At 60.0% G+C, this 25,138-nt stretch carries 26 protein-coding genes and 1 pseudogene; 10 read left to right on the top strand and 17 right to left on the bottom strand.

The window, feature by feature from the left end; translation table 11 throughout:
- Positions 1 to 13: 13 nt before the first annotated feature.
- The 3 genes from QMK52_RS12105 (at position 14) to QMK52_RS12095 (ending at position 2,136) form a co-directional block, all read left to right on the top strand.
- Entirely contained in the window at positions 14 to 1,192 is a 1,179-nt protein-coding gene (locus QMK52_RS12105; RefSeq protein ID WP_320404135.1) for a glycosyltransferase family 1 protein, read from the top strand.
- A 394-nt stretch (positions 1,193 to 1,586) separates the two neighbouring features.
- On the top strand, positions 1,587 to 1,907 hold the full coding sequence (locus tag QMK52_RS12100; RefSeq protein WP_157264181.1) for a hypothetical protein: 321 nt from the start codon (positions 1,587 to 1,589) through the stop codon (positions 1,905 to 1,907).
- Between the two features lie 49 nt (positions 1,908 to 1,956).
- The gene (locus QMK52_RS12095; RefSeq protein WP_005791298.1) at positions 1,957 to 2,136 is read left to right on the top strand and encodes a hypothetical protein; all 180 of its coding nucleotides are present in this window, start codon (positions 1,957 to 1,959) and stop codon (positions 2,134 to 2,136) included.
- A 49-nt stretch (positions 2,137 to 2,185) separates the two neighbouring features.
- Here the strand turns inward: QMK52_RS12095 and QMK52_RS12090 are convergent, their stop codons facing one another.
- The 7 genes from QMK52_RS12090 to rplU all read right to left on the bottom strand — a co-directional run bounded on the left by QMK52_RS12090 (position 2,186) and on the right by rplU (position 7,797).
- Positions 2,186 to 3,289, bottom strand: a complete 1,104-nt coding sequence (locus QMK52_RS12090; RefSeq protein WP_005791299.1) for an NADH:flavin oxidoreductase — start codon at positions 3,287 to 3,289, stop codon at positions 2,186 to 2,188.
- A 192-nt stretch (positions 3,290 to 3,481) separates the two neighbouring features.
- Positions 3,482 to 3,964: a glutathione peroxidase gene (locus QMK52_RS12085; RefSeq protein WP_005791301.1), complete on the bottom strand. Its 483-nt coding sequence runs from the start codon at positions 3,962 to 3,964 to the stop codon at positions 3,482 to 3,484.
- Positions 3,965 to 4,065: 101 nt separating this feature from the next.
- Entirely contained in the window at positions 4,066 to 4,530 is a 465-nt protein-coding gene (locus QMK52_RS12080; protein ID WP_005791303.1) for a CreA family protein, read from the bottom strand.
- Between the two features lie 16 nt (positions 4,531 to 4,546).
- Entirely contained in the window at positions 4,547 to 5,665 is a 1,119-nt protein-coding gene (gene proB / locus QMK52_RS12075) for a glutamate 5-kinase (RefSeq protein WP_005791305.1), read from the bottom strand.
- Positions 5,666 to 5,774: 109 nt separating this feature from the next.
- The gene (gene cgtA, locus QMK52_RS12070) at positions 5,775 to 6,998 is read right to left on the bottom strand and encodes an Obg family GTPase CgtA (protein WP_005791308.1); all 1,224 of its coding nucleotides are present in this window, start codon (positions 6,996 to 6,998) and stop codon (positions 5,775 to 5,777) included.
- Positions 6,999 to 7,190: 192 nt separating this feature from the next.
- Positions 7,191 to 7,448, bottom strand: coding sequence for a 50S ribosomal protein L27 (gene rpmA, locus QMK52_RS12065; RefSeq protein ID WP_003176049.1), 258 nt, complete (start codon positions 7,446 to 7,448; stop codon positions 7,191 to 7,193).
- Positions 7,449 to 7,482: 34 nt separating this feature from the next.
- Positions 7,483 to 7,797, bottom strand: coding sequence for a 50S ribosomal protein L21 (gene rplU / locus QMK52_RS12060; RefSeq protein WP_003176051.1), 315 nt, complete (start codon positions 7,795 to 7,797; stop codon positions 7,483 to 7,485).
- 377 nt (positions 7,798 to 8,174) lie between these two features.
- Between rplU and QMK52_RS12055 the strand changes: the two genes are divergently transcribed.
- The 3 genes from QMK52_RS12055 to QMK52_RS12045 all read left to right on the top strand — a co-directional run bounded on the left by QMK52_RS12055 (position 8,175) and on the right by QMK52_RS12045 (position 10,083).
- Positions 8,175 to 9,143 carry a polyprenyl synthetase family protein gene (locus tag QMK52_RS12055; RefSeq protein WP_005791318.1) on the top strand — a complete coding sequence of 323 codons (969 nt, stop codon included), beginning with the start codon at positions 8,175 to 8,177 and terminating at the stop codon, positions 9,141 to 9,143.
- Positions 9,144 to 9,324: 181 nt separating this feature from the next.
- A complete protein-coding gene (locus tag QMK52_RS12050) occupies positions 9,325 to 9,666 on the top strand; it encodes a zinc ribbon domain-containing protein YjdM (protein WP_005791320.1) in 342 nt (113 codons plus the stop codon).
- A gap of 159 nt (positions 9,667 to 9,825) precedes the next feature.
- Entirely contained in the window at positions 9,826 to 10,083 is a 258-nt protein-coding gene (locus QMK52_RS12045) for a hypothetical protein (protein ID WP_005791321.1), read from the top strand.
- Positions 10,084 to 10,143: 60 nt separating this feature from the next.
- Here the strand turns inward: QMK52_RS12045 and QMK52_RS12040 are convergent, their stop codons facing one another.
- The gene (locus QMK52_RS12040) at positions 10,144 to 10,761 is read right to left on the bottom strand and encodes an FKBP-type peptidyl-prolyl cis-trans isomerase (protein WP_014719893.1); all 618 of its coding nucleotides are present in this window, start codon (positions 10,759 to 10,761) and stop codon (positions 10,144 to 10,146) included.
- Between the two features lie 255 nt (positions 10,762 to 11,016).
- On the opposite strand from QMK52_RS12040, the pseudogene QMK52_RS27365 reads away from it, so the two are divergent.
- Together QMK52_RS27365 and QMK52_RS27360 are read left to right on the top strand one after the other, a co-directional pair.
- Positions 11,017 to 12,033: pseudogene (locus QMK52_RS27365) on the top strand (methyl-accepting chemotaxis protein); the annotation flags it as partial.
- 39 nt (positions 12,034 to 12,072) lie between these two features.
- On the top strand, positions 12,073 to 12,936 hold the full coding sequence (locus tag QMK52_RS27360) for a methyl-accepting chemotaxis protein (RefSeq protein ID WP_413817843.1): 864 nt from the start codon (positions 12,073 to 12,075) through the stop codon (positions 12,934 to 12,936).
- A 626-nt stretch (positions 12,937 to 13,562) separates the two neighbouring features.
- Here QMK52_RS27360 and QMK52_RS12030 read toward each other — a convergent pair.
- From QMK52_RS12030 to QMK52_RS12015, 4 genes are read right to left on the bottom strand one after another with little or no spacing between them, the layout of a single operon-like run.
- Positions 13,563 to 13,931: a glyoxalase superfamily protein gene (locus QMK52_RS12030; RefSeq protein ID WP_005791326.1), complete on the bottom strand. Its 369-nt coding sequence runs from the start codon at positions 13,929 to 13,931 to the stop codon at positions 13,563 to 13,565.
- Between the two features lie 29 nt (positions 13,932 to 13,960).
- Positions 13,961 to 15,424: an N-acyl-D-amino-acid deacylase family protein gene (locus tag QMK52_RS12025; RefSeq protein WP_194439177.1), complete on the bottom strand. Its 1,464-nt coding sequence runs from the start codon at positions 15,422 to 15,424 to the stop codon at positions 13,961 to 13,963.
- 1 nt (position 15,425) lies between these two features.
- Positions 15,426 to 16,286: a MurR/RpiR family transcriptional regulator gene (locus tag QMK52_RS12020; protein ID WP_005791330.1), complete on the bottom strand. Its 861-nt coding sequence runs from the start codon at positions 16,284 to 16,286 to the stop codon at positions 15,426 to 15,428.
- Positions 16,287 to 16,311: 25 nt separating this feature from the next.
- On the bottom strand, positions 16,312 to 17,661 hold the full coding sequence (locus QMK52_RS12015) for a gluconate:H+ symporter (protein ID WP_320404133.1): 1,350 nt from the start codon (positions 17,659 to 17,661) through the stop codon (positions 16,312 to 16,314).
- A 246-nt stretch (positions 17,662 to 17,907) separates the two neighbouring features.
- On the opposite strand from QMK52_RS12015, the gene QMK52_RS12010 reads away from it, so the two are divergent.
- Positions 17,908 to 18,288: a lysozyme inhibitor LprI family protein gene (locus QMK52_RS12010; protein WP_194439179.1), complete on the top strand. Its 381-nt coding sequence runs from the start codon at positions 17,908 to 17,910 to the stop codon at positions 18,286 to 18,288.
- 57 nt (positions 18,289 to 18,345) lie between these two features.
- On the opposite strand, the gene QMK52_RS12005 is transcribed toward QMK52_RS12010, so the two are convergent.
- The 4 genes from QMK52_RS12005 to QMK52_RS11990 all read right to left on the bottom strand — a co-directional run bounded on the left by QMK52_RS12005 (position 18,346) and on the right by QMK52_RS11990 (position 22,685).
- Positions 18,346 to 19,791 carry a SulP family inorganic anion transporter gene (locus tag QMK52_RS12005; RefSeq protein ID WP_320404132.1) on the bottom strand — a complete coding sequence of 482 codons (1,446 nt, stop codon included), beginning with the start codon at positions 19,789 to 19,791 and terminating at the stop codon, positions 18,346 to 18,348.
- 193 nt (positions 19,792 to 19,984) lie between these two features.
- Positions 19,985 to 20,878: an NAD-dependent epimerase/dehydratase family protein gene (locus QMK52_RS12000; protein ID WP_320404131.1), complete on the bottom strand. Its 894-nt coding sequence runs from the start codon at positions 20,876 to 20,878 to the stop codon at positions 19,985 to 19,987.
- Between the two features lie 103 nt (positions 20,879 to 20,981).
- Complete coding sequence (locus tag QMK52_RS11995) at positions 20,982 to 21,878, bottom strand: LysR family transcriptional regulator (RefSeq protein ID WP_005791340.1); 897 nt, start codon at positions 21,876 to 21,878, stop codon at positions 20,982 to 20,984.
- Positions 21,879 to 21,920: 42 nt separating this feature from the next.
- Positions 21,921 to 22,685: a sulfite exporter TauE/SafE family protein gene (locus tag QMK52_RS11990; RefSeq protein ID WP_005791342.1), complete on the bottom strand. Its 765-nt coding sequence runs from the start codon at positions 22,683 to 22,685 to the stop codon at positions 21,921 to 21,923.
- Positions 22,686 to 22,874: 189 nt separating this feature from the next.
- On the opposite strand from QMK52_RS11990, the gene QMK52_RS11985 reads away from it, so the two are divergent.
- Positions 22,875 to 23,765 carry a LysR substrate-binding domain-containing protein gene (locus QMK52_RS11985; RefSeq protein ID WP_320404130.1) on the top strand — a complete coding sequence of 297 codons (891 nt, stop codon included), beginning with the start codon at positions 22,875 to 22,877 and terminating at the stop codon, positions 23,763 to 23,765.
- Here the strand turns inward: QMK52_RS11985 and QMK52_RS11980 are convergent.
- A complete protein-coding gene (locus tag QMK52_RS11980; protein ID WP_194439189.1) occupies positions 23,711 to 25,117 on the bottom strand; it encodes an amino acid permease in 1,407 nt (468 codons plus the stop codon). The two genes, QMK52_RS11985 and QMK52_RS11980, sit on opposite strands and share 55 nt — an antisense overlap.
- Between the last annotated feature and the right edge of the window lie 21 nt (positions 25,118 to 25,138).

Below are 25,138 nucleotides of genomic sequence, written 5' to 3'. Positions count from 1 at the left end.
GACACTGTGGGTCATGACGACAGCCTCGCTTCACATCACCCTTATTACCGAAACCTTCCCGCCGGAAATCAACGGCGTGGCCAATACCCTTGGCCGCCTGTGCGAGGGTTTGCGCTCGCGTGGTCATCAGGTCGAACTGGTGCGTCCACGCCAGGGTGCCGATCAGAGCCGACCGAGTGACGATCAACTGCTGCTGTGCCGCGGCTGGCCATTACCCGGTTATCCAGGGCTGCAATGGGGCCAATCGTCGATGCGCAAACTGCTCAGACGCTGGAGCCGCCAGCGCCCGGACGTGTTGTATATCGCCACCGAAGGGCCGTTGGGTTTATCCGCTCTGCGTGCGGCGCGGCGTCTGGGAATCAGTGTTGTCAGCGGCTTTCATACCAATTTCCAGCAGTATTCGAACCAGTACGGTTTGAGCCTGCTCAGTCGCATGGTCACCCATTACCTGCGCTGGTTTCACAACCGATCGAGCCTGACCCTGGTACCGAGTGCCAGTCAGCGCCTGGAACTGGAGCGTCGGCATTTTGAGCGCCTGGGGATGTTGGCCAGGGGCGTCGACAGCCAATTGTTCCACCCCGCCAAACGCGACAGCGCTCTGCGGGAAAGCTGGGCATTGAATAATGGGCAAATCGCAGTGCTGCATGTAGGGCGGCTGGCCCAGGAAAAGAACCTTGGCCTGCTCAAGCGCTGTTTCGAGACCTTGCAGAACAGATACCCATTGCGCCAGATGAAACTGATCATCGTCGGTGATGGACCACAACGAGCAATGCTGGAAAAGGACCTTCCCGAAGCAATTTTCTGCGGTGCCTTGCGCGGTGAAGAACTGGCTCGTCATTACGCGTCAGGCGATGTGTTCCTGTTCCCCAGCCTGACCGAAACCTTTGGCAACGTGGTACTGGAAGCCATGGCGTCGGGGTTGGGTGTCGTGGCCTATGACCAGGCTGCCGCCACCCAGCATATACGTCATGGATACAACGGGGTGCTGGCGATGCCGGGGGATGAAAATGCGTTTTGCGATGCCGCCAACTGGCTGCTGGAGGACGCAGAGAGTCTACGCCGTATGCGCCTCAATGCCCGTCAACACGCAAGCCGCCAGGGTTGGCCAGCGATTGTCGAACAGTTCGAACAGCAGTTGCGAGGTGTGTGTGGGGAACATTTTATCGTCCCAACACAGCCGCACGCAGGCTGAAGACTCAGCAATGACTGTAAGCCACTTCACCTGCCTGACAGACGAGCCCCCGAGTAATGGCCCAGGCGGTAGGCTTTTTCGCGCCAGAGCGCCTGAATAAGCGCCCCCCAACAGGATATTTCTGGAACGCCACAGGATTTATCACCACCCACATGACACCTGTCTTATCAGGGGTGTCTTTTACAGATCGCACCCGAGAGGCAGGCATTCATGATGGAAACTTGAGAGATAACTATGTCGACACTGATAAACGAATCCATGGTTCCACGGTACCCGACTACCGATACCTTCGGCCAGAGGCCTACGGGGCCCGACAATGGCTGGCATCGCCCACAGCAACCCCCACGCCCCGACTACGGCTGGCATCGCCCGCAGCAACCTACACGTCCCGACTATGGCTCGCATCGTCCGCAGCAACCCACACAACCCGATTATGGCTGGCATCGTCCGCAGCAACCCACACAACCCGATTATGGCTGGCATCGTCCGCAGCAACCCTCACAACCCGATTATGACTGGCATCGTCCGCAGCAACCCTCACAACCCGATTACGGCTGGCATCGTCCGCAGCAACCCTCACAACCCGATTACGGCTGGCATCGTCCGCAACCCTCACAACCCGATTACGGCTCGCATCGTCCACATCAACCCACACGCCCCGACTACGGTTCGTATCGTCCACAGCAACCCACACATCCATACGACCAAACCCTGACGCAGCCAGTACGCCCCTATTGATCAGCCAACCACAGGAGATACGGAACATGTCAATTTATGGAATGGGTGTACGCAATGGCGTCAACATGCCAACCGCGCAATGGACCCAGCAGCAACAATGGCTGGATCAAGCCCGTGCTGAACCGCCAATCTACGGCCAGCCTGGCCATAAAGACGCGCTCAAGACTGATCACGGTAAAGAGTTGAATAAGCGACCAGAGTATTAATCGCTAAAGAGAAGAAACTCCCTGTGACGCTCACAGGGAGTCCAGCCTTTTACACCAGAGTGGTCAACGCGTCGCGACTGAAGGGCAAGATGTCACTTTCGCGCCCTTCACGCACCTTCACGGCCCAATCCGGGTCTACCAGCAGCGCACGCCCTACGGCCACCAGGTCGAACTCATCGTTATTGAGGCGCTCCAGCAGCTTTTCGAGGCTGGCAGGTTGCGCGACCTTGTCGGTGTTGACCATAAATTGCAGGAACTCGCCATCCAGGCCAACACTGCCCACGGTGATGGTTGGCTTACCCGTGAGCTGACGCGTCCAGCCAGCCAGGTTGAGGTCGGAGCCTTCAAACTCCGGCTCCCAGAAACGGCGAGTGGAGCAGTGGAAAATATCTACGCCGGCCTCAGCCAATGGCTTGAGGAACTCACCCAGCGCCTCAGGGGTTTGCACCAGGCGTGCGGTGTAATCCTGCTGCTTCCACTGCGAGAAACGCAGGATGATCGGAAAGTTCGGCCCTACAGCAGCACGAGTGGCCTCGATCAACTCAATGGCAAAGCGCGAACGGTTGGCCAGGCTGCCACCGTATTCGTCGGTGCGCTGGTTGCTGCCCTCCCAGAAGAATTGATCCACCAGGTAACCGTGGGCGCCATGGATTTCTACACCGTCCATGCCGATCGCCTGGGCGTCCTTGGCAGCTTGGGCGAAGGCGTTGATCACGTCCCTGATGTCCTGTTGCGTCATACCGTGCACAACCACGTTGCCGTCCTTGAGCTTTTCCATCGGGCCATAAGCAGGCACGCTGGCATCAGGCTCGGTGCCGATACGGCGCACGCTACCCACATGCCACAACTGCGGGACAATCTTGCCGCCTTCGGCGTGTACCGCGTCGACCACTTTCTTCCAGCCGGCCAGCGCGGCCTCACCGTAGAAATGCGGGACGTTGGGGTAGCCGTTGGACGCCCGGTGATCGACCACGGTGCCTTCAGTGATGATCAGGCCCACACCGGCAGCCGCACGACGACGGTAGTACTCGATGACCTTGGAGTTGGGTACACCACCCGGAGAGAACGAACGGGTCATGGGCGCCATGACCACGCGGGTCGACAGTTGCAGCCCACCGAGCTGGAAGGGTTTGAACAAGGCTTGGACAGGCATGGCGCACTCCACCAGGACGGGATTTATGACGCGGATAATATGCTGAGTGTGCAGCGCTTAGTAGCACTATTGATCTGGGTGATTAAGGGGTATGAAAGCAGTGGGTAGCTGCAAGCTTAAAGCTGCAAGAGAAGCGGTGGCGCGTCTACTTGCAGCTTAAGGCTTGGGACTTGAAGCTACACCGAAAGGTGTTCAGCTCAGGGCTTTTTCGATGGCCAGGATGATAGTCGGGTCATCCGGAGACGTGCGCGGCGAGAAACGCGCGAGCACCCGGCCATCTTTACCCAACAGGAATTTCTCGAAGTTCCAGGTGATATCCCCAGGAAACTCGGCGCCCTCGCCCGCCAGCAGGCGATACAACTGATGGCGCTCAGGACCGTTCACTTCGAGCTTGCTGCCCAGAGGAAAGGTCACGCCGTAGTTCAGGCTGCAGAACTCGCGGATCTCTTCCTCGGAGCCCGGCTCCTGGCCCGCAAACTGATTGCACGGCAACCCAAGCACCGAAAACCCCTGGTCTTTGTATTGCTGATAGAGGTTTTCCAACGCCGCGTATTGCGGGGTCAAACCACATTTGGACGCCACATTGACCACCAGCACAACCTGGCCCTTGAAGGGCGCCAGCGGTAGCTCTTGTCCGTCCAGGGCTTTGAGTTTCAGATCGTGGAAAGCACTCATGACGAACTCCAGATATCCCATATTCTTTGCATTGCAGCTCTCGGAGCTTACAACCGGCGAGTCTGCAATCATAGACGCCGGTGACAAAACTCGCCTGCAGGTTACTGAGCGGTCGGCCAAGGCAGAATCGGAATCGCCGTCACCGCGTTCTGCGGGCTGCCTTCGATCAAGCGGTCGCTGTAGACCAGATACACCAGGGTATTGCGCTTCTTGTCGAGGAAACGCACCACCTGCATGGTCTTGAACACCAGGGAGGTGCGTTCCTTGAAGACTTCATCCCCGTCCTTGAGTTCGCCCTTGAAATGGATCGGGCCAACCTGGCGGCAGGCAATCGAGGCCTCAGCGCGGTCTTCGGCCAGGCCCAGGCCGCCTTTGACGCCGCCGGTCTTGGCACGCGACAGGTAGCAGGTCACGCCGTCGACCTTGGGGTCGTCAAACGCTTCGACCACAATCCGGTCGTTAGGGCCGACAAACTTGAACACCGTCGAGACCTGGGCGATTTCTTCGGCCGAGGCCAGCAGTGGCATGAGCAATAACAGGCCGAGTAATCCCTTAATTACACGCATCGGGTATTCCTTTCGTTTAAACCAGGATGAGGTTATCGCGGTGCACCAGTTCCGGCTCCGCCATATAGCCCAAGAGTCCGACAATAGCGTCAGACGATTGTCCAATAATCTTCTGTGCTTCAAGGGCGCTGTAGTTGGCCAGGCCACGGGCAATCTCACGACCGTCCGGCGCGACGCACACCACCATCTCACCACGGCGGAAGCTGCCCTGCACCAGCTTGACGCCCACCGGCAGCAAGCTCTTGTTGCCTTGGGACAACGCCGACACCGCGCCCTCGTCCAGCACCAGGGTGCCACGGGTTTGCAGATGCCCGGCCAACCACTGCTTGCGCGCTGCCAGCATGCCGCGTTCCGGTGATAGCAGCGTACCGATGCGCTCACCGGCCTTGAGGCGATCCAGCACGCGCTCCAGGCGCCCACCAACGATGATGGTATGGGCACCGGAACGCGCAGCCAGGCGAGCGGCGCGCAGTTTGGTCTGCATACCGCCACGGCCCAGGGCACCGCCGACACTGCCAGCGACCGCATCCAGTGCCGGGTCATCGGCGCGGGCTTCATAGATCAACTGGGCATCGGGGTTGTTGCGCGGGTCGGCGTCGAACATGCCGTCGCGGTCGGTGAGGATCACCAACAGGTCGGCTTCCACCAGGTTGGCCACCAGCGCAGCCAGGGTGTCGTTGTCGCCGAAACGGATTTCGTCTGTTACCACGGTGTCGTTTTCATTGATGACCGGGATGACCTTGAGCTCCACCAAGGCGCGCAAGGTGCTGCGGGCGTTGAGGTAGCGCTTGCGGTCGGACAGGTCGTCGTGGGTCAGCAGGATCTGCGCCGTGTGGCGGCCGTGCTCGGCAAAGCTGGACTCCCAGGCTTGCACCAGGCCCATCTGGCCGATGGCCGCGGCGGCTTGCAGTTCGTGCATCGCGCTGGGTCGCGCGGTCCAGCCGAGGCGGCTCATCCCGGCGGCAACAGCCCCGGACGACACCAACACCAACTCGACACCGGCCTCATGCAAGGCCACCATCTGCTCGACCCAGACGCTCATGGCTGCGCGATCCAGCCCCTTGCCATCGGCCGTCAGCAACGCACTGCCGATCTTCACGACCCAGCGCTGCGCACCTGTCACTTTGCTCCGCATCATCTTCAACCTTAGAGTGAGGGCCGCGCGACCCAGCGCCGCCCATAACGTTATACCCGGATACCAAAACGCCGCTCCAGGGAGCGGCGTTCAAGTTTATCGCAACGAATCAATCGCGCACGTAAATGATTTCCGGACCGTCTTCATCATCCACGTCTTCTTCGTCCCAATCATCGTCGCCGATGTCATGGACCGACTTCACGCCGCTGCGGCGCAGGGCACGCTGGTCGTCCAGGGCCTGCAACTGGGCACGGGCTTCGTCTTCGATCTGCTGGTCAAGCTCGGCAAGCTCGGCCTTGAATACCGGGTCGGCCGCCAGGCGGTCAGCACGGTCTTCCAGGTAACGCATGATGTCGCGGGTCAGGCGTTCGGTGCCTTCTTTGGCAATGGCCGAGATCACATAGACCGGGCCTTCCCATTCCAGGCGATCGACGATTTCCTTGACGCGCTCTTCGTGCTCTTCCTCAAGGATCTGGTCGCACTTGTTCAGTACCAGCCAGCGATCACGCTCGGCCAGGGCCGGGCTGAACTTGGTCAGCTCGCTGACGATCACTTCGGCGGCATCCGCAGCGCTGGTGTCATCCAGCGGCGCCATGTCGACGAGGTGCAGCAGCAAACGGGTGCGGGACAAGTGCTTGAGGAAGCGAATGCCCAGACCAGCACCGTCGGAAGCGCCTTCGATCAGGCCAGGAATGTCGGCAACCACGAAGCTCTTCCAGCGGTCGACGCTGACCACACCCAGGTTTGGCACCAGGGTGGTGAACGGGTAGTCGGCGACCTTCGGCTTGGCGGCCGATACCGAGCGGATGAAGGTACTTTTGCCGGCGTTCGGCAGGCCCAACAGGCCCACGTCGGCGAGTACTTTCATTTCCAGCTTCAGGTCACGCTGTTCGCCCGGCTTGCCCGGCGTGGTCTGGCGCGGCGCACGGTTGGTACTGGACTTGAATCGGGTGTTACCCAGGCCGTGCCAGCCGCCCTGCACAACCATCAGTTTCTGGCCGGCCTTGGTCAGGTCGCCAATCACTTCCTGTGTCGCGGAATCGATGATCGTGGTGCCGACCGGTACGCGCAGTACCAGGTCCTCACCTTTTTTGCCGGTGCAGTCGGTGCTGCCGCCGTTGGAGCCACGCTCGGCATCGAAGTGCCGGGTGTAACGGTAGTCGACCAGGGTGTTGAGGTTTTCGTCGGCCATCATGTAGATGGAGCCGCCGTCACCGCCGTCACCGCCGTTCGGACCACCGTTTTCGATGAATTTTTCGCGACGGAAACTCATGCAACCGTTACCGCCGTCGCCTGCTTTTACTCGGATGGAAACTTCATCAACGAACTTCATAACAAAACGCCTCTCGCCGCATGGACGAGCTTAAGAAACCAAGACATAAGACTCTTGCAAAAATGAGCGCAGCGACCTCAATCAGCGACCGAAAACTTGCGCCTGAGCTCATCACAAACAGCTTTGCAAGAGACTCACTCCACAAACGAAAAAGCCCCGTCGCAAGACAGGGCTTTTCCAGCGATCTCGCAATTAAGCTGCGACAACGCTCACGTAACGGCGGTTGAACGCGCCCTTTACTTCGAACTTGATCACGCCTTCGATTTTAGCGAAGAGGGTGTGATCTTTACCCATGCCAACACCGTAACCGGCGTGGAATTGGGTGCCGCGCTGACGCACGATGATGTTGCCCGGAATGATTTTCTGGCCGCCATACATCTTCACGCCAAGGCGTTTGGCTTCTGAGTCGCGACCGTTACGGGTACTACCACCAGCTTTTTTGTGTGCCATGAGTCAATTCTCCTAGTGAGGAATTAGGCTGAAATTAAGCCTGAATACCGGTGATTTTGATCTCGGTGTACCACTGGCGGTGGCCCATACGCTTCATGTGGTGCTTACGACGACGGAACTTGATGATGCGGACTTTATCGTGACGACCTTGGGAGATCACTTCAGCCACAACGGTAGCGCCAGCAACAACTGGAGCGCCGATGTTCACGTCATCGCCATTGGCGACCAACAGAACGCGATCAAAAGTAACGGATTCGCCAGTAGCGATTTCCAGTTTTTCGATCTTCAGGTATTCACCTGGGGCGACTTTGTATTGCTTGCCACCAGTAACAATTACTGCGTACGACATGGTATTTCTCCGATAATCCTGCTCACCCAGCGCTTTATAAGAAGAGGTATTGGCTGGCATGGCTGCATGGGATGGACGTCCCGAATGCAATTGCGTAAGGCAGGTGCTGCCCAGGAAGTTCAGGGTGCGCGATTGTACGCAAGGTAAATGGGTGTTGCAAGGGGCCGCCAGTCGCCTTGAAAGCGTAACGAGCGAAGGGAAGACAAGGAAAAAACAGGCGAGGAAGCGGAGTTTACTGGTTGTAAATGAGCATTCCGAGCCTGTTTTTGACGCAGGATTACCGAGCGCAGTAGCTTTCATGGTGACTGGGCGCGCCTTGACACTGCGGGGTCAGGGTCCTAGCATGCCGCGCAACCCTTCTGGAGCGACTGTCGCTGATGCAACCCCAAGCTTTCTACCGCGCGGTCGCGGACGATTTTAGCGCCGTCGACGGCATCATCAAGCAGCAGCTGACGTCTAAAGTGCCGCTGGTCTCCAAAATTGGCGACTATATTACGTCGGCGGGCGGTAAACGCCTGCGTCCTTTATTAGTGCTGCTGTGTGGCAAGGCGCTGGGCCGCGAAGGCGATGACCTGCGCTTGCTGGCCGCGACCATCGAGTTCCTGCACACCGCCACCCTGCTACATGACGACGTGGTCGACATGTCCGGTATGCGGCGTGGCCGCGAGACCGCCAATGCCATGTGGGGCAACGCACCCAGCGTGTTGGTGGGCGACTTCCTGTACTCGCGCTCGTTTGAAATGATGGTCGAACTGGGCTCGATGCCGGTGATGAAAATTCTTTCACAGGCCACGCGCATCATCGCCGAAGGCGAAGTGTTGCAGCTGTCCAAGGTCCGCGACGCCAGCACCACCGAAGAAACCTATATGGAAGTGATTCGCGGCAAAACCGCGATGCTCTTCGAAGCCTCCACCCACAGCGCCGCCGCGCTGTGTGGCGCCACCGCGGAACAGGCCGAAGCCCTGCGTACCTTTGGCGATCACCTGGGCGTGGCGTTCCAACTGGTGGATGACCTGCTCGACTACAAGGGCGATGCCGAAACCCTGGGCAAGAACGTCGGTGATGACCTGGCCGAGGGCAAGCCAACCTTGCCGCTGATCTACACCATGCGCGAAGGCACGCCGGAACAGGCCGCCCTGGTGCGCAAGGCCATCCAGAAAGGCGGGATCGAAGACCTGGAGGCCATCCGTGCCGCCGTCGAAGCCTCCGGTTCCCTGGAGTACACCGCGCAACTGGCGCGTGACTACGTGGCGCGGGCGATCCAGTGCCTGGAAGCCTTGCCGGCCAGTGAATACCGGGATGCATTGGTGGAACTGAGTGAGTTCGCGGTGGCCCGTACTCACTGATTCCGCGTTGATTAATGTGGGAGCTGGCTTGCCTGCGATGACGGTAGTGAATTCACAATCGCTATCGCAGGCAAGCCAGCTCCCCCATTTAGATCGCATTCACCACTGACCTCCCCGCTCTCGCCGCAAAACCCTATATAATGTGCGACTTTTAGTCATCCCTGAATCTCAAGGAGCTTTAGTGAGCACGTTGCCACCCTGCCCGAAATGCAATTCCGAATACACCTACGAAGACGGCACCCAACTGGTCTGCCCGGAATGCGCCCATGAGTGGTCCGCCAATGGCGAGGCCGAAGTGGCCGGCGATGAGACCGTGAAGAAAGACTCTGTGGGCAACGTCCTGCAGGACGGCGACACCATCACCGTGATCAAGGACCTCAAGGTCAAGGGCACCTCACTGGTGGTCAAGGTCGGCACCAAGGTCAAGAACATCCGCCTGTGCGACGGAGACCACGATATCGACTGCAAGATCGACGGTATCGGCCCGATGAAACTCAAGTCCGAGTTCGTGCGCAAGGTCTGAAGCTGCTGCATCCATCCCGCGCCCGCCGCGGGATGGCGTTTCGCCCTCCTGATTGATCGAAAACAATATCCACACAAAAAAACCCGGAAACCGCCAATAGATACTTGCTATTCTACGAATAAGAATTATTCTCATTGAAACTCATCAAGGAGAACGACCATGACTTATTTGATAGATGCCTGGCTGGATCGCCCCCACCCTTACCTGCGAATCCTGCATCGGGAAACCGGCGAAGTCTGTGCGGTGCTTGAGGAAGAAGCGCTGAACGAACTACAGGACCAGGGTGACCTGGACGTCAATGGCCTGAGTTCCAGTGAGCCTGGAGTACTGAAGGAAGTGGTGAGGAATTTGTTTCTGTTCTGCTATGCCCGAGCATTGCGCCCGGCGACCGACTTGAATGGCAAGTTCCATCCATGAAGAAACTGGCAAATGCCTGTTGGGGCGAACGCGTTCGTCCCAACAGGTAACCAGCAGGTCTTACAGAACGTCGAGCAGCTCGACGTCGAATACCAGAACGCTGTGCGGCGGGATGCTGCCAACGCCTTGAGCGCCGTAAGCCAGTTCGCTCGGCACGTACAGACGCCATTTGCTGCCGGCATTCATCAGTTGCAGGGCCTCGGTCCAGCCAGCGATCACGCCGCCAACCGGGAATTCTGCAGGCTGGCCGCGCTCGTAGGAGCTGTCGAACACAGTGCCGTCGATCAAGGTGCCGTGGTAGTGGGTACGCACTTGATCTTCACGGGTCGGCTTGGCGCCGGTGCCAGCAGTCAGCACTTCAAATTGCAGGCCGGAAGCCAGGGTGGTGATGCCATCACGCTTGGCGTTTTCAGCCAGGAATGCCAGGCCGGCACCCGCAGCAGCTTCAGCCTTGGCAGCGGCTTCGGCTTGCATGATCTCGCGGATCACTTTGAAGCTGGCAGCCATTTGCTCCTGGTCAACACGGCTAGGCTGGCCTGCAAATGCGTCGGTCAGGCCGGCCAGGATTGCGTCCAGGCTCACGCCCGGTGGCGGGTTGTCGCGCAGTTGGTCGCCCAACTGACGGCCGATACCGTAGCTGACGCGGGTTTCGTCGGTGGACAGATTAACTTCGGACATGAAGAGGCTCCGCTGTAGGACAACATGGTTTCCCGTGCTGCCCAGAACTAAAAGGGCCCGCAGACTAGCACACAAGAGCGGCCCATGATCAGCCCCACCCCGGCATCGCCTTAGCGCACCAGCGACCCTTCGTCGCCCATCAATAAAAGTATTTCAGAATTATCCCATGCCGCCGATACAGCCCTACACATCTTGGCTGGCTCAAACAACAACACACCGTCCAGCAGACAGACATCACTCTTCAAGGAGCTTTCGATGAACAGCTGGTTCGGTAACATCAGCGTCAATCTCAAACTCGGCCTGGGCTTTGGCCTGGTGCTGGTCCTCACCTCGATCCTGGCGCTCACCGGCTGGACCAGCCTGGGCGGCCTGATCGACCGCAGCAACTGGATGAGCGACATCACCCAGCTCAACGCCTCGCTGACCAAGCTGCGGATCGTACGCCTGCAATACATGCTGGCCAATGGCGACGAAGCCGTGGCGCAGAATGTGCAGACCAGCCTGGATGCCTTCGCAGCTCAACAACAGAAATTGCTGGACAGCTTCAAGAGCCCGGAAAACCTCAAACTGCTCAATGACCAGAAAGCCGTCATCACTGCTTACCGCCAGTCCCTGAACAAAATGCGCGAGGCCTACCGCAATGGCAACGCTGCGCGCGACGTCATGAGCGCCAAAGCCGATGTCGCCAACGCACAAATCAATGCACTGGAAACCAGTGTGCAGCAGGCGCCCGATAGCCCGGAGCGCTTCACGCAATTTCTGGCCGTGACCCAAGCCAAGAATGAGTTCCAGCAAGCTCGCTACGAAGTGCGCGGCTATACCAATAGCCCCAACGCAGAAACCGAAGCCCGCGCTGCTGCGCAACTGGAAAAAGCCGTCGGCGGTTTGAAGGGCCTTAGCACGGCGTTCAGTACCGGCCAGCAAAACGCATTGTCCGCACTGGAAGCCGCCCTCGGTGCCTATCGCAGCGCCGTGCAGAGCTACAAGGCAGCCAACGCCAACATCGTCACCGCCCGCGCCGAAATGACCACCCAGGGCGCCGATATCGTGACGATCAGCGACAAGCTATACGACATCCAACTGGAACGTCGCGACGCTGAAAGCACCCAGGCCCGAAGCCTGCAATTGATCAGCACCTTGCTGGCACTGCTGGTCGGCGTGATTGCCGCCTGGGTCATCACCCGTCAGATCACCCGCCCGATCCAGGACACCCTGGCGGTGGTGGAGCGCATCGCTTCAGGCGACTTGAGCCAGAACATCCAGGTGACCCGTCGTGATGAGCTGGGCGTATTGCAACAAGGCATCCAGCGCATGGGCACGACCCTGCGCGAATTGATCAGCGGCATCCGCGATGGCGTGACCCAGATCGCCAGCGCCGCTGAGGAGCTATCGGCCGTGACCGAGCAAACCAGCGCCGGTGTGAACAGCCAGAAGATCGAGACCGATCAGGTGGCCACCGCCATGCATGAAATGACCGCTACCGTGCAGGAAGTTGCGCGCAATGCCGAGCAGGCGTCCCAAGCCGCCTCCGACGCCGACGGCCAGGCCCGCGAAGGCGACAAGGTGGTGGCCGAAGCTATCGCCCAGATCGAACGCCTGGCCGCCGAAGTCGCCCGCTCCACCGACGCCATGACGCACCTGCAACAAGAGAGCAACAAGATCGGCAGCGTGATGGACGTGATCAAGGCCGTGGCCGAACAGACCAACCTGCTGGCCCTCAACGCTGCCATTGAAGCGGCGCGTGCCGGGGAAGCCGGCCGTGGCTTTGCCGTGGTCGCCGACGAAGTGCGTGGCCTGGCCCAGCGCACGCAGAAATCCACCGAAGAAATCGAAGGCCTGGTGGCCGGCTTGCAGAACGGCACCCAACAAGTCGCCAGCGTGATGAACAACAGCCGCAGCCTCACCGACAGCAGCGTCGAACTGACGCGCAAGGCCGGGATATCCCTGGAAAACATCACCCGTACGGTGTCGAATATTCAGTCGATGAACCAGCAGATTGCCGCGGCCGCCGAACAGCAAAGCGCCGTGGCGGAAGAGATCAGCCGCAGTATCGTGAATGTGCGGGACGTGTCCGAGCAGACCGCGACTGCCAGTGATGAGACGGCCAAGTCGAGTGTGGAACTGGCTCGATTGGGTAGCCAGTTGCAGCAGATGGTCAGTCATTTCCGGGTGTAGACACCAAAAAGCCGCCTCGATCTAGACCGAGGCGGCTCCACCTCTCAGACCTTAACGGTCATCGAAGCTGTCCCGCAGGAACTTCCATACGTGATACGCACGCAGGCAGTTCACTACGAGGTTCCATGTACGTCGTGCAAACTTAGACATACTCGGCCCTCCGTGAGTTGGGCCTTACCTCCAGCGCACTTACCGGAACATGTGGGCCTTTGGATGCACACCAGTGCTCCTGTGAGGCGGCTGGGTTTATGGTCCTCCCGCGTGAATCCGGCACGGATTACTAGCCCGTGGCGGGCGGTCCAAAATTTGCGCGCGAACCCAGCCAACCTACTTCACGACGAACACAGAACGAGGGCGATACTAGCTCAGCACTCTGCTCCAAGGTGTAACGAACAACGGCCAGCTAGCCTTAAAATCTGTTGCTGTTTTTTGCAAAGTTAAACAACACAAAAGATCAATGCTGCCGTGAAAAACTCTTGTTCGTCTGGTGTTGCATAACGCCCTAAAGCAGCAGTAGTATTGTGACCACGCCAGTGCTCCTGTGAAGCCGCAACCCCAGCCACTAACTGGGTTTGCAAAAAAAACCGCCCTATCAAGGCGGTTTTTTATTGCCTGCCATTTGCCACTTAGCCCTCGCTGTCCTCGACAAACACCAAGCGATTCCCGAACGGATCCCGGATGCTCATTTCCCGCGATCCCCAAGGCGTTTCCTCGACCCCAGGCTTGGCATAGCGGTAATCCTTGCCGAGCAATTGCTGCTGGTACGCATCCACCCTTTGCGCCTGGATCCGCACCGCCGCGCCCGGCGAAGCATCGCCATGGTGCTCGGACAAATGCAACACGCACTCACCCAGCGACACTTGCAGGTACAACGGGAAATTCGCCTCGAACCGATGCTGCCAATCGACCTTGAACCCCAGGAAGTCGACGTAGAATTCCAACGCTTTGGTGTCGTCGAAAATCCGCAGGATGGGGGTGACTTTTCCTAAGTGCATGGCGACCGCTCCGTGTATGAGAACGCCCACTATAAAGACGAAAAGCCGCCACGCAAATCCCCACTGCGCGCCAGGAATCGCCCTGGCCGCTGGCCATTGGCCTGCCCATTGCTGTAGCTCAGTACGCCGTTAACCCACACACCGTCGATCCCTTCCGCTGCACGTTGCGGTGTGTTGAAATCTGCCACATCACGCACCCGCAACGGGTCGAACAACACCAGGTCGGCCCAGTACCCTTCGCGGATTTCGCCACGCTCGGATAAGCCAAAGCGCGCTGCCGACAGACCAGTCATCTTGTGCACCGCCGTGTGCAACGGGAACAAGCCGACATCGCGGCTGAAGTGCCCCAGCACCCGCGGGAACGCCCCCCACAAGCGCGGGTGGGGAAACGGATCTTCGGGCAAACCATCGGAGCCCACCATCGACAACGGATGGGCGAGGATGCGCCGCACATCGTCTTCGTCCATCCCGTAGTACACCGCTCCCGCCGGTTGCAGGCGACGGGCAGCGTCCATTAGCGAAACGCCCCACTCGGCAGCGATAGCCTGCAGATCCCGCCCACCCATTTCGGGGTGCGGCGTCGACCAGGTGATGGTGATGCGAAACGCGTCGGTCACCTGCTTGAGATCCAGAGTCGAGGAGCTGGCGGCGTAGGGGTAGCAATCGCAACCCACCGGGTGGTTTTTCGCCTCAGCCTCCAGGGCCGCCAACAACTGCGGACTACGCCCCCAGTTACCAGCACCAGCGCATTTAAGGTGGGAAATAATCACCGGCACCCTGGCATGTCGGCCGATCAGAAACGCCTCATCCATTGCCTCCAGCACCGGCTCGAACTCGCTGCGCAAATGCGTGGTGTACACCGCACCATAGGCCGTCAGTTCCTCAACGAGTTGCAACACTTCATCGGTCTCGGCGTTGAATGCGCTGGCGTAGGCCAGGCCTGTGGATAACCCCAGGGCACCGGCCTCCAGGCTCTCTTGCAACTGCACGCGCATGGCCGCGATTTCATACGGTGTGGCGGTGCGATGCAGATCATCCATATGGTTGCTGCGCAGCGCCGTGTGGCCGATCAATGCCGCGACGTTGACTGCCGGATGGGCGCCTTGCACTGCGTTGCGATAATCGCTGAACCGCGGATAACAGAACTGCTCACGGCTGCCCAACAAGTTCATTGGGTCTGGCGGGTCACTGCGCAAACTCACCGGCGAAGCGCTGATGCCACAGTTGCCGACAATCACCGTGGTCACGCCCTGGCTGAGCTTGGGCAGCATCTGCGGCTGGCGGATCACCACCGTGTCATCGTGGGTGTGTACATCGATAAAGCCCGGCGCCAATACCAGGCCATGCGCATCGATGACATGCGCGGCCTCGTCGGTGGACAGGTCACCCATCGCCTGGATACGCCCACCGCGCACGCCCACATCGGCGACAAACCCTTCGGTGTTGCTGCCATCAATGACCAGCGCCTGGCGAATCAGCGTGTCGTATTTCATATCAGTCTCCAAGCGGCAGGCTGTCAGGGCCGCCGCGGTAATCATCCAGGGCCAGCTTGATCCGGCGCAGGCGTTCCTGATTGTCGTCCGGCAAGGCCAGCGCCAGCTCGGTGGCAAGCAGGTCGATGGCCAGTAACATGCCGTAGCGGGCGGCGGTGGGTTTGTAGATAAAACTGGTCTCCGCCGGTTGCAGCGGCAGCAACACATCCGCCAGTTCGGCCAGGGGTGAGTCCGCGAGGGTGAGGGCAATAATCCGCGCGTCGTAGTTGCGCGCCAGCTTCACCACATCCAGTAATTCGGGCGTACGGCCGGTGAGGGAACAGACAATCAAGGCATGTTGCGGGCCCAGGGTCGCGGCCGTGACACGCATCATCACCGGGTCATGGCAGGCGGCAATCGGGTAGCCCAGACGCACCAGGCGCACTTGCAGTTCATCGCTGCACAGGCTGGAGGGGCCGCCCATGCCGAACGCGTGAATCATCCGCGCCTTGCCCAGCAAAGTGACCGCATCGGCAAAGCTGTGCTGGTTGAAACCGGACAAATGCTGGCGCAACGTCGCTTCGATATCGCCCAGGATTTGCCGATGAAAGGCCGACTGTTCCGGCAGCCCCGCCGGGTCCAGGAAGCGACTGCCCACGCCACTGGCCTGGGCCAGTTGCAGGCGCAAATCGCGTAAGTCACGGCAGCCGACGCTGCGGGCAAAACGCGACAAGGTCGCGGTGCTGACCTCGGCCCGCTGAGACAACGCCTCCAGGCTGGCCGAGGCGGCAAAGCCCACATCCTCAAGCATCAACTTGGCGATACGCCCTTCGCCGGCGCTGAACGAGTCCTGGCGGGCGCGGATCTGGTAGAGGATGTCCATGGAGGCTCCGGTTAGAGGGTCAGGCTCATAAAACCAGTGACAGGCCGTAGGTCAGACCGAAGGCGACCAGCGAAATCAGGGTCTCCAGTACGGTCCAGGTCTTGAAGGTCTGGATCACCGTCATATTGAAGTATTCCTTGATCAGCCAGAAGCCGCCGTCGTTAACGTGAGAAAAAATCACCGAACCCGCGCCGGTCGCCAGCACCAGCAATTCGGGGTGTGGATAACCCAGGCCCAAAGCGACGGGCGCGACCACCCCGGACGCAGTGGTCATGGCAACGGTGGCCGAGCCCGTGGCGATGCGCATCAACGCAGCGAACAGCCAGCCCATCACTAGCGGCGACAAGTGGAACGCGTGGGCCAGGCCGAGGATTTCATTGGTCACACCGGCGTCCACCAGAATGCGATTCAAACCACCGCCCGCGCCCACCAGCAAGGTGATACTGGCGGTCGGCGCCAGGCATTCGTTGGTGAACTTGAGAATCGACTCCCGGTTGAAGCCCTGGGCCAGGCCCAGGGTCCAGAAACTCACCAAGGTCGCGACCAGCAGGGCAATCACCGAGTTACCGATAAACAGCAGGAACTGATTGAAACCACTGCCCGGGGTGGAAATCACATTGGCCCAGCCGCCGATCATCATCAGTACCACCGGCAACAGGATGGTGCCCATGGTCAGTGCAAAACTGGGCAGGCGAGTACGCGGTTCGCGCTCGATAAACTGGCGTTCCAGCGGGTTCTCGGCCGGCAGGTGAATATGCGGCACGATGAACTTGGCGTAGACGGGGCCGGCGATGATCGCCGTGGGGATACCGATCAAAATCGCATACAGCACCGTCTGCCCGACCGAGGCGTTGTAGGCCAGCACCGCCATCATCGCCGCCGGATGCGGTGGCACCAGCGCGTGCACCACCGACAAGCCGGCGACCATCGGCAGGCCGACCATCAGGATCGACACGCCCACGCGCCGCGCCACGGTAAAGGCAATCGGCACCAGCAGCACAAAGCCGACCTCGAAAAACAGCGGCAGCCCCACCAGGAACGCAATGCACACCATCGCCCAGTGGGCATTACGTTCACCGAAGCAGTTGATCAGCGTACGCGCCACCTGCTCGGCGCCACCCGACTCGGCCATCATCTTGCCGAGCATGGTGCCCAGCGCCACCACCAGGGCGATATGCCCCAGGGTTTTACCGACGCCCGCCTCATACGACCCCATGATCGTGTCCGCCGGCATTCCGGCCATCAGCGCGAGGCCGATGGACACCAGCGTAATGACGATAAACGGGTTGAGTCGGTAACGTGCAATCAGCACGATCAATGCAATGATGGCAATGGCAGCGTATGCCAATAGCCCGAAGCCCGGTAATGCGGCCATGCGGTACTCCTCGGAAAGGGTCACGTCGAATTGGTTGTGAAACTCATAAATCATTACCGAGGAGTATTTTCAATTTTCATGAAAGTAATTTTCGCCCACGGACAAGCGCTGTCGCATGGAGATATGTCCAGCGCCAGCCCATGAAAATACGGGGGATGTTCTTACATGAAGATCAGGAATGCCGGAAACTCAAGCGCCGCCCTTGAGTCATAGAATGCGCATCCACTCATGCTCAGGAAACCGCCCATGATTCGCACCACACTCGCCGCCAGCGCCCTGCTTCTCTGCTTGGGCGGCACAGCGTATGCCGCCGACAATGCCGCGTTGAAAAAATGCATGGACAGCGCCAATACCACGGCAGACATGGTCAATTGCAACGCCAAACAAGCGAAGGTTCAGGACGAGCGCTTGAACCGCGCCTACAAGACCGCCCTCGCCGCCCAGGACGGCGCGCACAAGCAGCAACTGCAAGACGTGCAGCGCCTGTGGATCAAATACCGCGATGCCAACTGCGCCTTCGCCGGCAGCGCCACCGGCGGCACCATTGATCAGGTCAACGGCTCCGGCTGCATGCTGGACATGACCCAGACCCGCGCCCAGGAGCTTGAAGACCTGGTAGGCCCCTGACTGCTGGAGCCGGTCTATTGTGGCGAGGGAGCTTGCTCCCTCGCCACAGGGGCTCACTCAGTCATGGTGAACCCTGGCGCGCTTGAGCAGCTTCTTGCAGCGCTCGGATAAATGCAGCACCCGCAGATGCTTACCGGCCTTGGCATAGCGCTCGCGCAAGGTCATCAGCGCAGCGATCGCCGAATAGTCGACAACACTCAGGTGGCGGCAATCCAGCGTCACCTGGGCCGGGTCATTGGCCGGGTCGAATTGGTTCAAGAACGGCGTGGTCGAGGCGAAGAACAAGGTGCCATGCACGCGGTAAAGCTTGCTGCCATCGGCCTCCAGATGTTCATCGGCATACAGCTCTCGCGCCTGCTGCCAGGCAAAATTCAACGCGGCGATGACGATACCGCACAGCACCGCGGTGGCCAGATCCGTGAACACGGTGATGATCGTCACCGCCATGATTACCAGCACATCATTGAGCGGCACCTTGTTGATCACCCGCAACGAGGCCCAGGCGAAGGTCTGCTGCGACACTACAAACATCACGCCCACCAGCGCTGCCAGCGGAATACGCTCAATCAGCGGTGACAGAAACAGAATGAACAGTAGGATCATCACGCCGGCAAACACCCCTGAGAAACGCCCGCGCCCACCGGAGCTAAGGTTGATCACGGTTTGCCCGATCATCGCGCAACCGCCCATGCCGCCAAACAGGCCCGAGACCATATTCGCTGCGCCCAGCGCCACGCTTTCGCGGTCGGGGTAGCCTCGGGTTTCGGTAATTTCGTCGGTGAGGTTGAGGGTCAGCAGGGTTTCCAGCAGGCCGACCATCGCCATCAGGAACGCGTAGGGCGCGATGATGCCGAGAGTGTCGAAGGTCCAGGGGATTTGCGGCAGGGCGAAGGTCGGCAAGCCACCGGCGATGTGCGCCATATCGCCCAGCGTACGGGTCGGCAGACCAAGCAGGTACACCGCCAGACCAACGCCAAGGATCGCCACCAACGCGGGCGGCACAGCGCGGGTCAGGCGTGGCAGCAGGTAGACAATCGCCATGGTCACCACAACCAGGCCCGCCATCACATATAAGGGCGTGCCGCTTAGCCAGCGTTCGCCGCTCTTGAAATGTTCCAGTTGCGCCAGCGCAATGATGATCGCCAGGCCGTTGACGAAACCGAGCATCACCGAGTGCGGCACCATGCGCACCAGCTTGCCCAGGCGCAGCAGGCCGAAGGCGACCATGATCAACCCGCCCAACAGTACTGTCGCCAGCAAATACTCCACACCGTGTTGCACCACCAGCGCAACAATCACCACCGCCATCGAGCCGGCAGCGCCCGAGACCATGCCCGGGCGGCCACCGAACAAGGCGGTGAGAGTGCAGATGATAAAGGCGCCGTAGAGCCCCATCAGCGGGTTGAGGTGGGCCACCAGGGCAAAGGCGATGCATTCGGGCAGCAGCGCAAAAGACGTGGTGAGGCCGGCCAGGGCGTCGGCGCGCAGACGGGTGAGGTTCATGGAGTACCGGGGAATTGCGAGGGATAAGGCGGGGAATGGTACGGAATTGCGTCGAGTGGGGCTAGCCTCCAGAACTGAGTGGCCCCAATCGGGAGCAAGCCCCCTCCCACACTTGAATGCATTCCAAAGTTGGAATTCGGTCAAATGTGGGAGGGGGCTTGCTCCCGATAGCTACACCCAGGTCTCAAGCGAATCAGACCATCTCGTTGCGAATCCACTCCACCACCGACGTACGCTTGGGCACCCAGCCCAACAGTTCGCGGGCGTGCTTGCCGCGTACGCGGCTGTTGGAGCCCAACCCATAGTTGGCCATTTCATAGCCCCACTCGGCTTCAGCCTCGGCCAACGGCCAATCCTGCGGTTCGCCCAGGTTCAGCGCCTGGGCAATCGCCGTGGTCATGTCGATAAACGCCGCTTCGCTGCTTTCCACAAAGTAGAAAGTACCCGGGACGTTTTTGGTCAGTGCCAGCAGATACAGGGCGACCACATCCTCAATGTGCACGTTGGACCAGATGTTCTGCCCGCTGCCCACATGGCGCACTACACCGCTCTTGCGTGCCTGCTTGAGCAAGCGTGGCAATTGCACGCTGTCACGCTTTACGCCCAGGCTTTGGCCGTAGATCAGGGTGTTGCAGATCACCGCCGAATTCACACCGTCACTGGCAGCCGCGAGGATCAGGTTGTCGATCGCCACCCGCGCGGCTTTGTCGACGGTCGGCTCAGGCAGGTTGTCTTCGAAGTAGATGACTTCACTGGCCTTGCCGCCCGACGCATCACCGACAATGCTCGACCCGCTGGTATGCAGGAACGGCTTGTTCGAGCCTTTCAAGGCGGCCAGCAAGGTTTCCACGGCGGCGCGATGGTCGCTGCTGGCAGCGTTGATCACCGCATCGGCCTTCTGTGCCTGCTCGGTCAATACGGCTGCGTCGTCAAGGGTGCCGATCACCGGCGTAATGCCCAGGGCGGTCATTTCGGCGGCTTGTTCGGCGCTGCGCACCAGGCCGGTGACGCCATGGCCAGCGTTGACCAGGCCGGTGGCGATGGAACCGCCGATAAACCCTGCTGCACCTGTAACGAATACATTCATGGAGGTTGCTCCTGACTGGGTAAGTGATGCGCCCAGTATCCAGCCCCCACTGCTGTCGAATAAGCCCGTACGGCCCAATTCACTCTTGCGTGCAAGTCACGAATCAGCGCGCATACCGCGCCAGCTTGGCCTGAATGAACTCCAGGAAGCACTGAATGCGCAGCGCCAATTGCGAGTTGCGATAGAACACCGCGTGGATCGGCTGGCGATAACCGCTGTTGGACGCCTCCAGCATGGGCACCAGGCGGCCGGCATCGATATCGTCGACCGTCATGAAATTCGACAGGCAACAAATACCCTGCCCCTGCAGCGCCAACTGGCGCACAGTTTCGCCACTGGACGCGCTGACACTGGGCTGGATCAGCCAGCGGTCACCTTCGCCATGACGCAGCGGCCAGTGGTTGAGGGTCTCGGTGTGAGTGAAGCCCAGCAAGGTGTGATCGGCCAACTCGGCAACGGTCGTCGGCGTGCCGTACTGCTTGAGGTAGTCGGGGCTGGCCAGGATATGCAGCGGCGTGCTGCCCAGGGAGCGCGCATGAAGGGTCGAGTCGGCCAGGGTGCCGATACGAATGGCGATGTCGGTGCTTTGTTCGAGCAGGTCGATGATCAAGTCGTCGCTGTTGAGTTCCAACTGGATATCCGGGTACAAGCGGCGAAACTCGGCGATGTACGGCACGATCCCGTGCAGCATGAACGGTACTGCGGCATTGATACGCAGGCGGCCGGCCGGTTTTTTCTGGCGCGACGACAGGCGCTCTTCCAGCTCGTCCATCTGCGCCAGGATCACCTTGGCCTGCTCGAAGAAGTACTTGCCCTCTTCAGTCAGGTCCATGCGTCGCGTGGTGCGGTTGATCAGCGTGGTGTCGAGCTTGGCTTCCAGGCGCGACAGCGTGCGGCTGACCGCAGACGGCGTTTGCCCGACCTTTTCGGCGGCGGCAGAAATCGAGCCGCATTCAATCACGCTGACGAAGATCTGTAGCTCATCGGAACGGGCTTTCACGGGCGGTCCTTCATTTATCGGCGGGCACAGGCACAGTCATTATTAACCAGCCAGCAACAAATGGCCTCCCAACAACGCCATGCCGGTGAAAAACCCGCGTTTGAACCACAGCGCACTGAGGCGTCGGCGAACCACTTGGCCCAGCCACATCCCCAGCAATGCAGGCACCAGCGCCAACATTGACGCACCGATTTCACCACTGCCCAACGCTCCGCGCCAGGCCAGCCCGGCGGCCAGCGCCAGTGTCGACACCGTGAACGACAGCCCCAGCGCCTGTACCAACTGATCACGGCTCAAGCCCAGCGCTTGCAGATACGGCACCGCAGGGATCACGAAAACACCGGTGGCCGAGGTGATGATGCCGGTGATCAGCCCACACAAGGGCCCCAGCCAGCGCTCGGTCCGGGGCGCGACCTTGAAGGTCGGCAGGAACAAGCCGCTCAACGCATATACCAGCAACGCCGCACCCAACGCGCGGACCACCCACGGCCCACCGTCCATGCCCAGCCACACGGAGCCTAGCCCGGTGCCGCAGAAAATCAGCAGCAGCATCGGCCACAGGCGTTTGAGCAAGGCACTCAAGTGCCCCCCAAAAGTCAGTTGCCAAAGGTTGGTCACCGTCGAAGGAATGATCAGCAACGCCGCAGCCTGCGCCGGTAACATAGCCAGGCCGAGCATGCCCATGGCTACAGTGGGCAGGCCAAGGCCGATGATGCCTTTGACCGTACCGGCCAGCAGGAAAGTGGTGATGACCAACGCCGTCAGGGTTGGACCGAGGTTTTGGTAGAACGCTAGGAAGGTATTCATGCACCGATTGTGCAGGGCTGGAGAGAGGCTGAAAATTCGCCATATACTGAGGCAGCCTCTTGTTTTTTGTGAGGCTGATGCCGTCATCGCAGGCAAGCCAGCTCCCACACTTGAATGTATTCACAGTTCAAAATGTGGGAGCTGGCTTGCCTGCGATGACGCCCGCCCAATCACCGGAAACCTGCAGCCATGCACTTTGACCTGATCGACCTGCGCCTCTATCTGCACATCCTCGACAGCGGCAATATCACTGCCGGTGCAGCCCGTAGTCATTTATCCCTGGCGGCCGCCAGCGCACGCATCCGGGCAATGGAGTCTTCACTGGGCATCGCGTTTCTTGAGCGTGGCCGCCGTGGCGTCACCCCAACGCCGGCAGGCAAAGCCCTGGCTCGGCACGCTCGCCTGCTGTTGCAACAGGCCGAACACCTGCAACAGGACCTGGCCGAATACGCCAATGGCGTCAAAGGCCAGGTACGCTTGCTGTGCAATACCACCGCCCTTAGCGAGTACCTGCCTGAATTGCTCGCACACTTTTTGCGCGAGCACCCCAACCTCGATATCGACTTGCAAGAATTGCCCAGCCTGCGCATCACCCAAGCCTTGCGCCAGGGCACCGCCGATCTGGGGATTATTTCCGATGCCGTGGACACCCACGGCTTGCAGACCCTGGCGTTTCGCGATGACCCGCTGGTGCTGATCACGCCCCTGGACCACCCGTTGACCCGCCCGAGTTTTATCGACAGCTTGCAATACGACTACGTGGGCCTGGCGGCCAATAGCGCGCTGGCGGTTTATCTGGAAGAACAGGCACTACACACAGGCTTTCGCTTGCAGACACGCATTCGCGCCGACGGTTTTGATGGGTTGATTCGCATGGTCGCCGGCGGCGCGGGCCTGGGTATCGTGCCTCAGGCAGCCCTGGAGCGCTGGCCGTCAGAACGCCGTTTCAAGGCCCACCCCCTGCAAGAGGAGTGGGCCTGCCGCACGTTGCTGTTATGCGCACGCTCGTTCGAGCAATTGCCGGGTTACGCCAGGGCTTTGTTCGACGCCTTGGCCCTGCCCTTGCGGAAGAACCCGTAATACACCGCCGACAGAATCAACAGGAACGGCACGCCGAAGACCAAGGTCATCTTGAACGCTTCGGTGAAATAGGTGGTGATCATTACCGCCCCCATCAGCACCAACCCCAGCAGCGTACTGTAGGGAAACAGGCGCAACTGGAACGACAACTTCGCCCCGCCATGGCGCTTGCGATAGCGACGAAAGAACAGGTGCGTGAGGAAGATCATGAACCAGGTGAAGATCGCGCCAAACATCGAGATCGCCATCATCAGGGTGAATGAGCTTTCCGGGTACACCACATTCAGCAGGGTCGCCAGGGCAATGCCCGAGCTGGAAAGCAACAAGGCGTTCAGCGGGATGCCGTTCTTGCTCAAGGCGCCCATGGACTTGGGTGCAAAACCTGCACGCGACAGGCTGAACATCATGCGTGTGGTGATGTAGAGCTGGCTGTTCATCGCCGACAGCGCTGCGATCAGAATCACGAAATTCATCACCCCGGTGGCGCCCGGAATGCCGATGGTCTGCATCACCGTGACGAACGGGCTCTGAGCCTGACCGGCCTGGTTCCACGGCACGATGGCGAGCATCAGCGCCAGGGTCAGCAGGTAGAACACCACCAGCCGCACGATGGTTGCGCGAAAGGCTTTCTTCACCGCCTGCTCCGGGTCGGCGGCTTCACCGGCGGCCACGGCGATCATCTCGACGCTGAGGTAACTGAAGATCGACACGATCACCGCGATCCACATGCCACTCAAGCCATGGGGAAAAAAGCCCTCGTGGGCCGTGTAGTTCTGCACGCCGTACTGCGGGTTGCCAGAACCGAACACCACATACACCGCCAGGATGATGAAGCCGACAATGGCGCTGATCTTGATGGTCGAGAACCAGTATTCGAAGTTGCCGAAAGTCTTCACGCTGATCGCATTGAGCACAATCAATACACTGGAAAACGATACGATCCATACCCATTCCGGCACATTGACGAACCAGTACTTCATGTACATCGCCACCGCCGTAACCTCGGCCCCCACCGCCAGCACAATCGCCGCCCAATAGGCATACCGCACCAGGAACCCGGCCAGCGGGCTGATGTAGAACTCGGCATAGGCGCCAAAGGAGCCAGAGGTGGAATGGGCCACCGTCATCTCCGCCAGGCAGCCCATCAGCAGCAAGGTGATCAAGGCGCCGATGGCATAGCTCACCAGCACGCTGGGCCCGGCATAGCCAATGGCGTAGGCGCTGCCCATGAACAGCCCCGTGCCGATGGCGCCACCGATAGCGATCATGCTCATCTGGCCGGAAGTGAGCTGGCGCCTGAGGCCCAGTTCGCGGTGGGTGATTTCTGCAAAGCCGTTGTCTGGCGTGGTCACTGGAGTGCCCCTTTATTATTG

Origin of the sequence: Pseudomonas sp. P9_2 (assembly GCF_034008255.1) — a bacterium.
GTDB classification, from domain to species: Bacteria; Pseudomonadota; Gammaproteobacteria; order Pseudomonadales; family Pseudomonadaceae; genus Aquipseudomonas; species Aquipseudomonas synxantha_A.
This window is presented reverse-complemented; position numbering and strand designations above follow the sequence as displayed.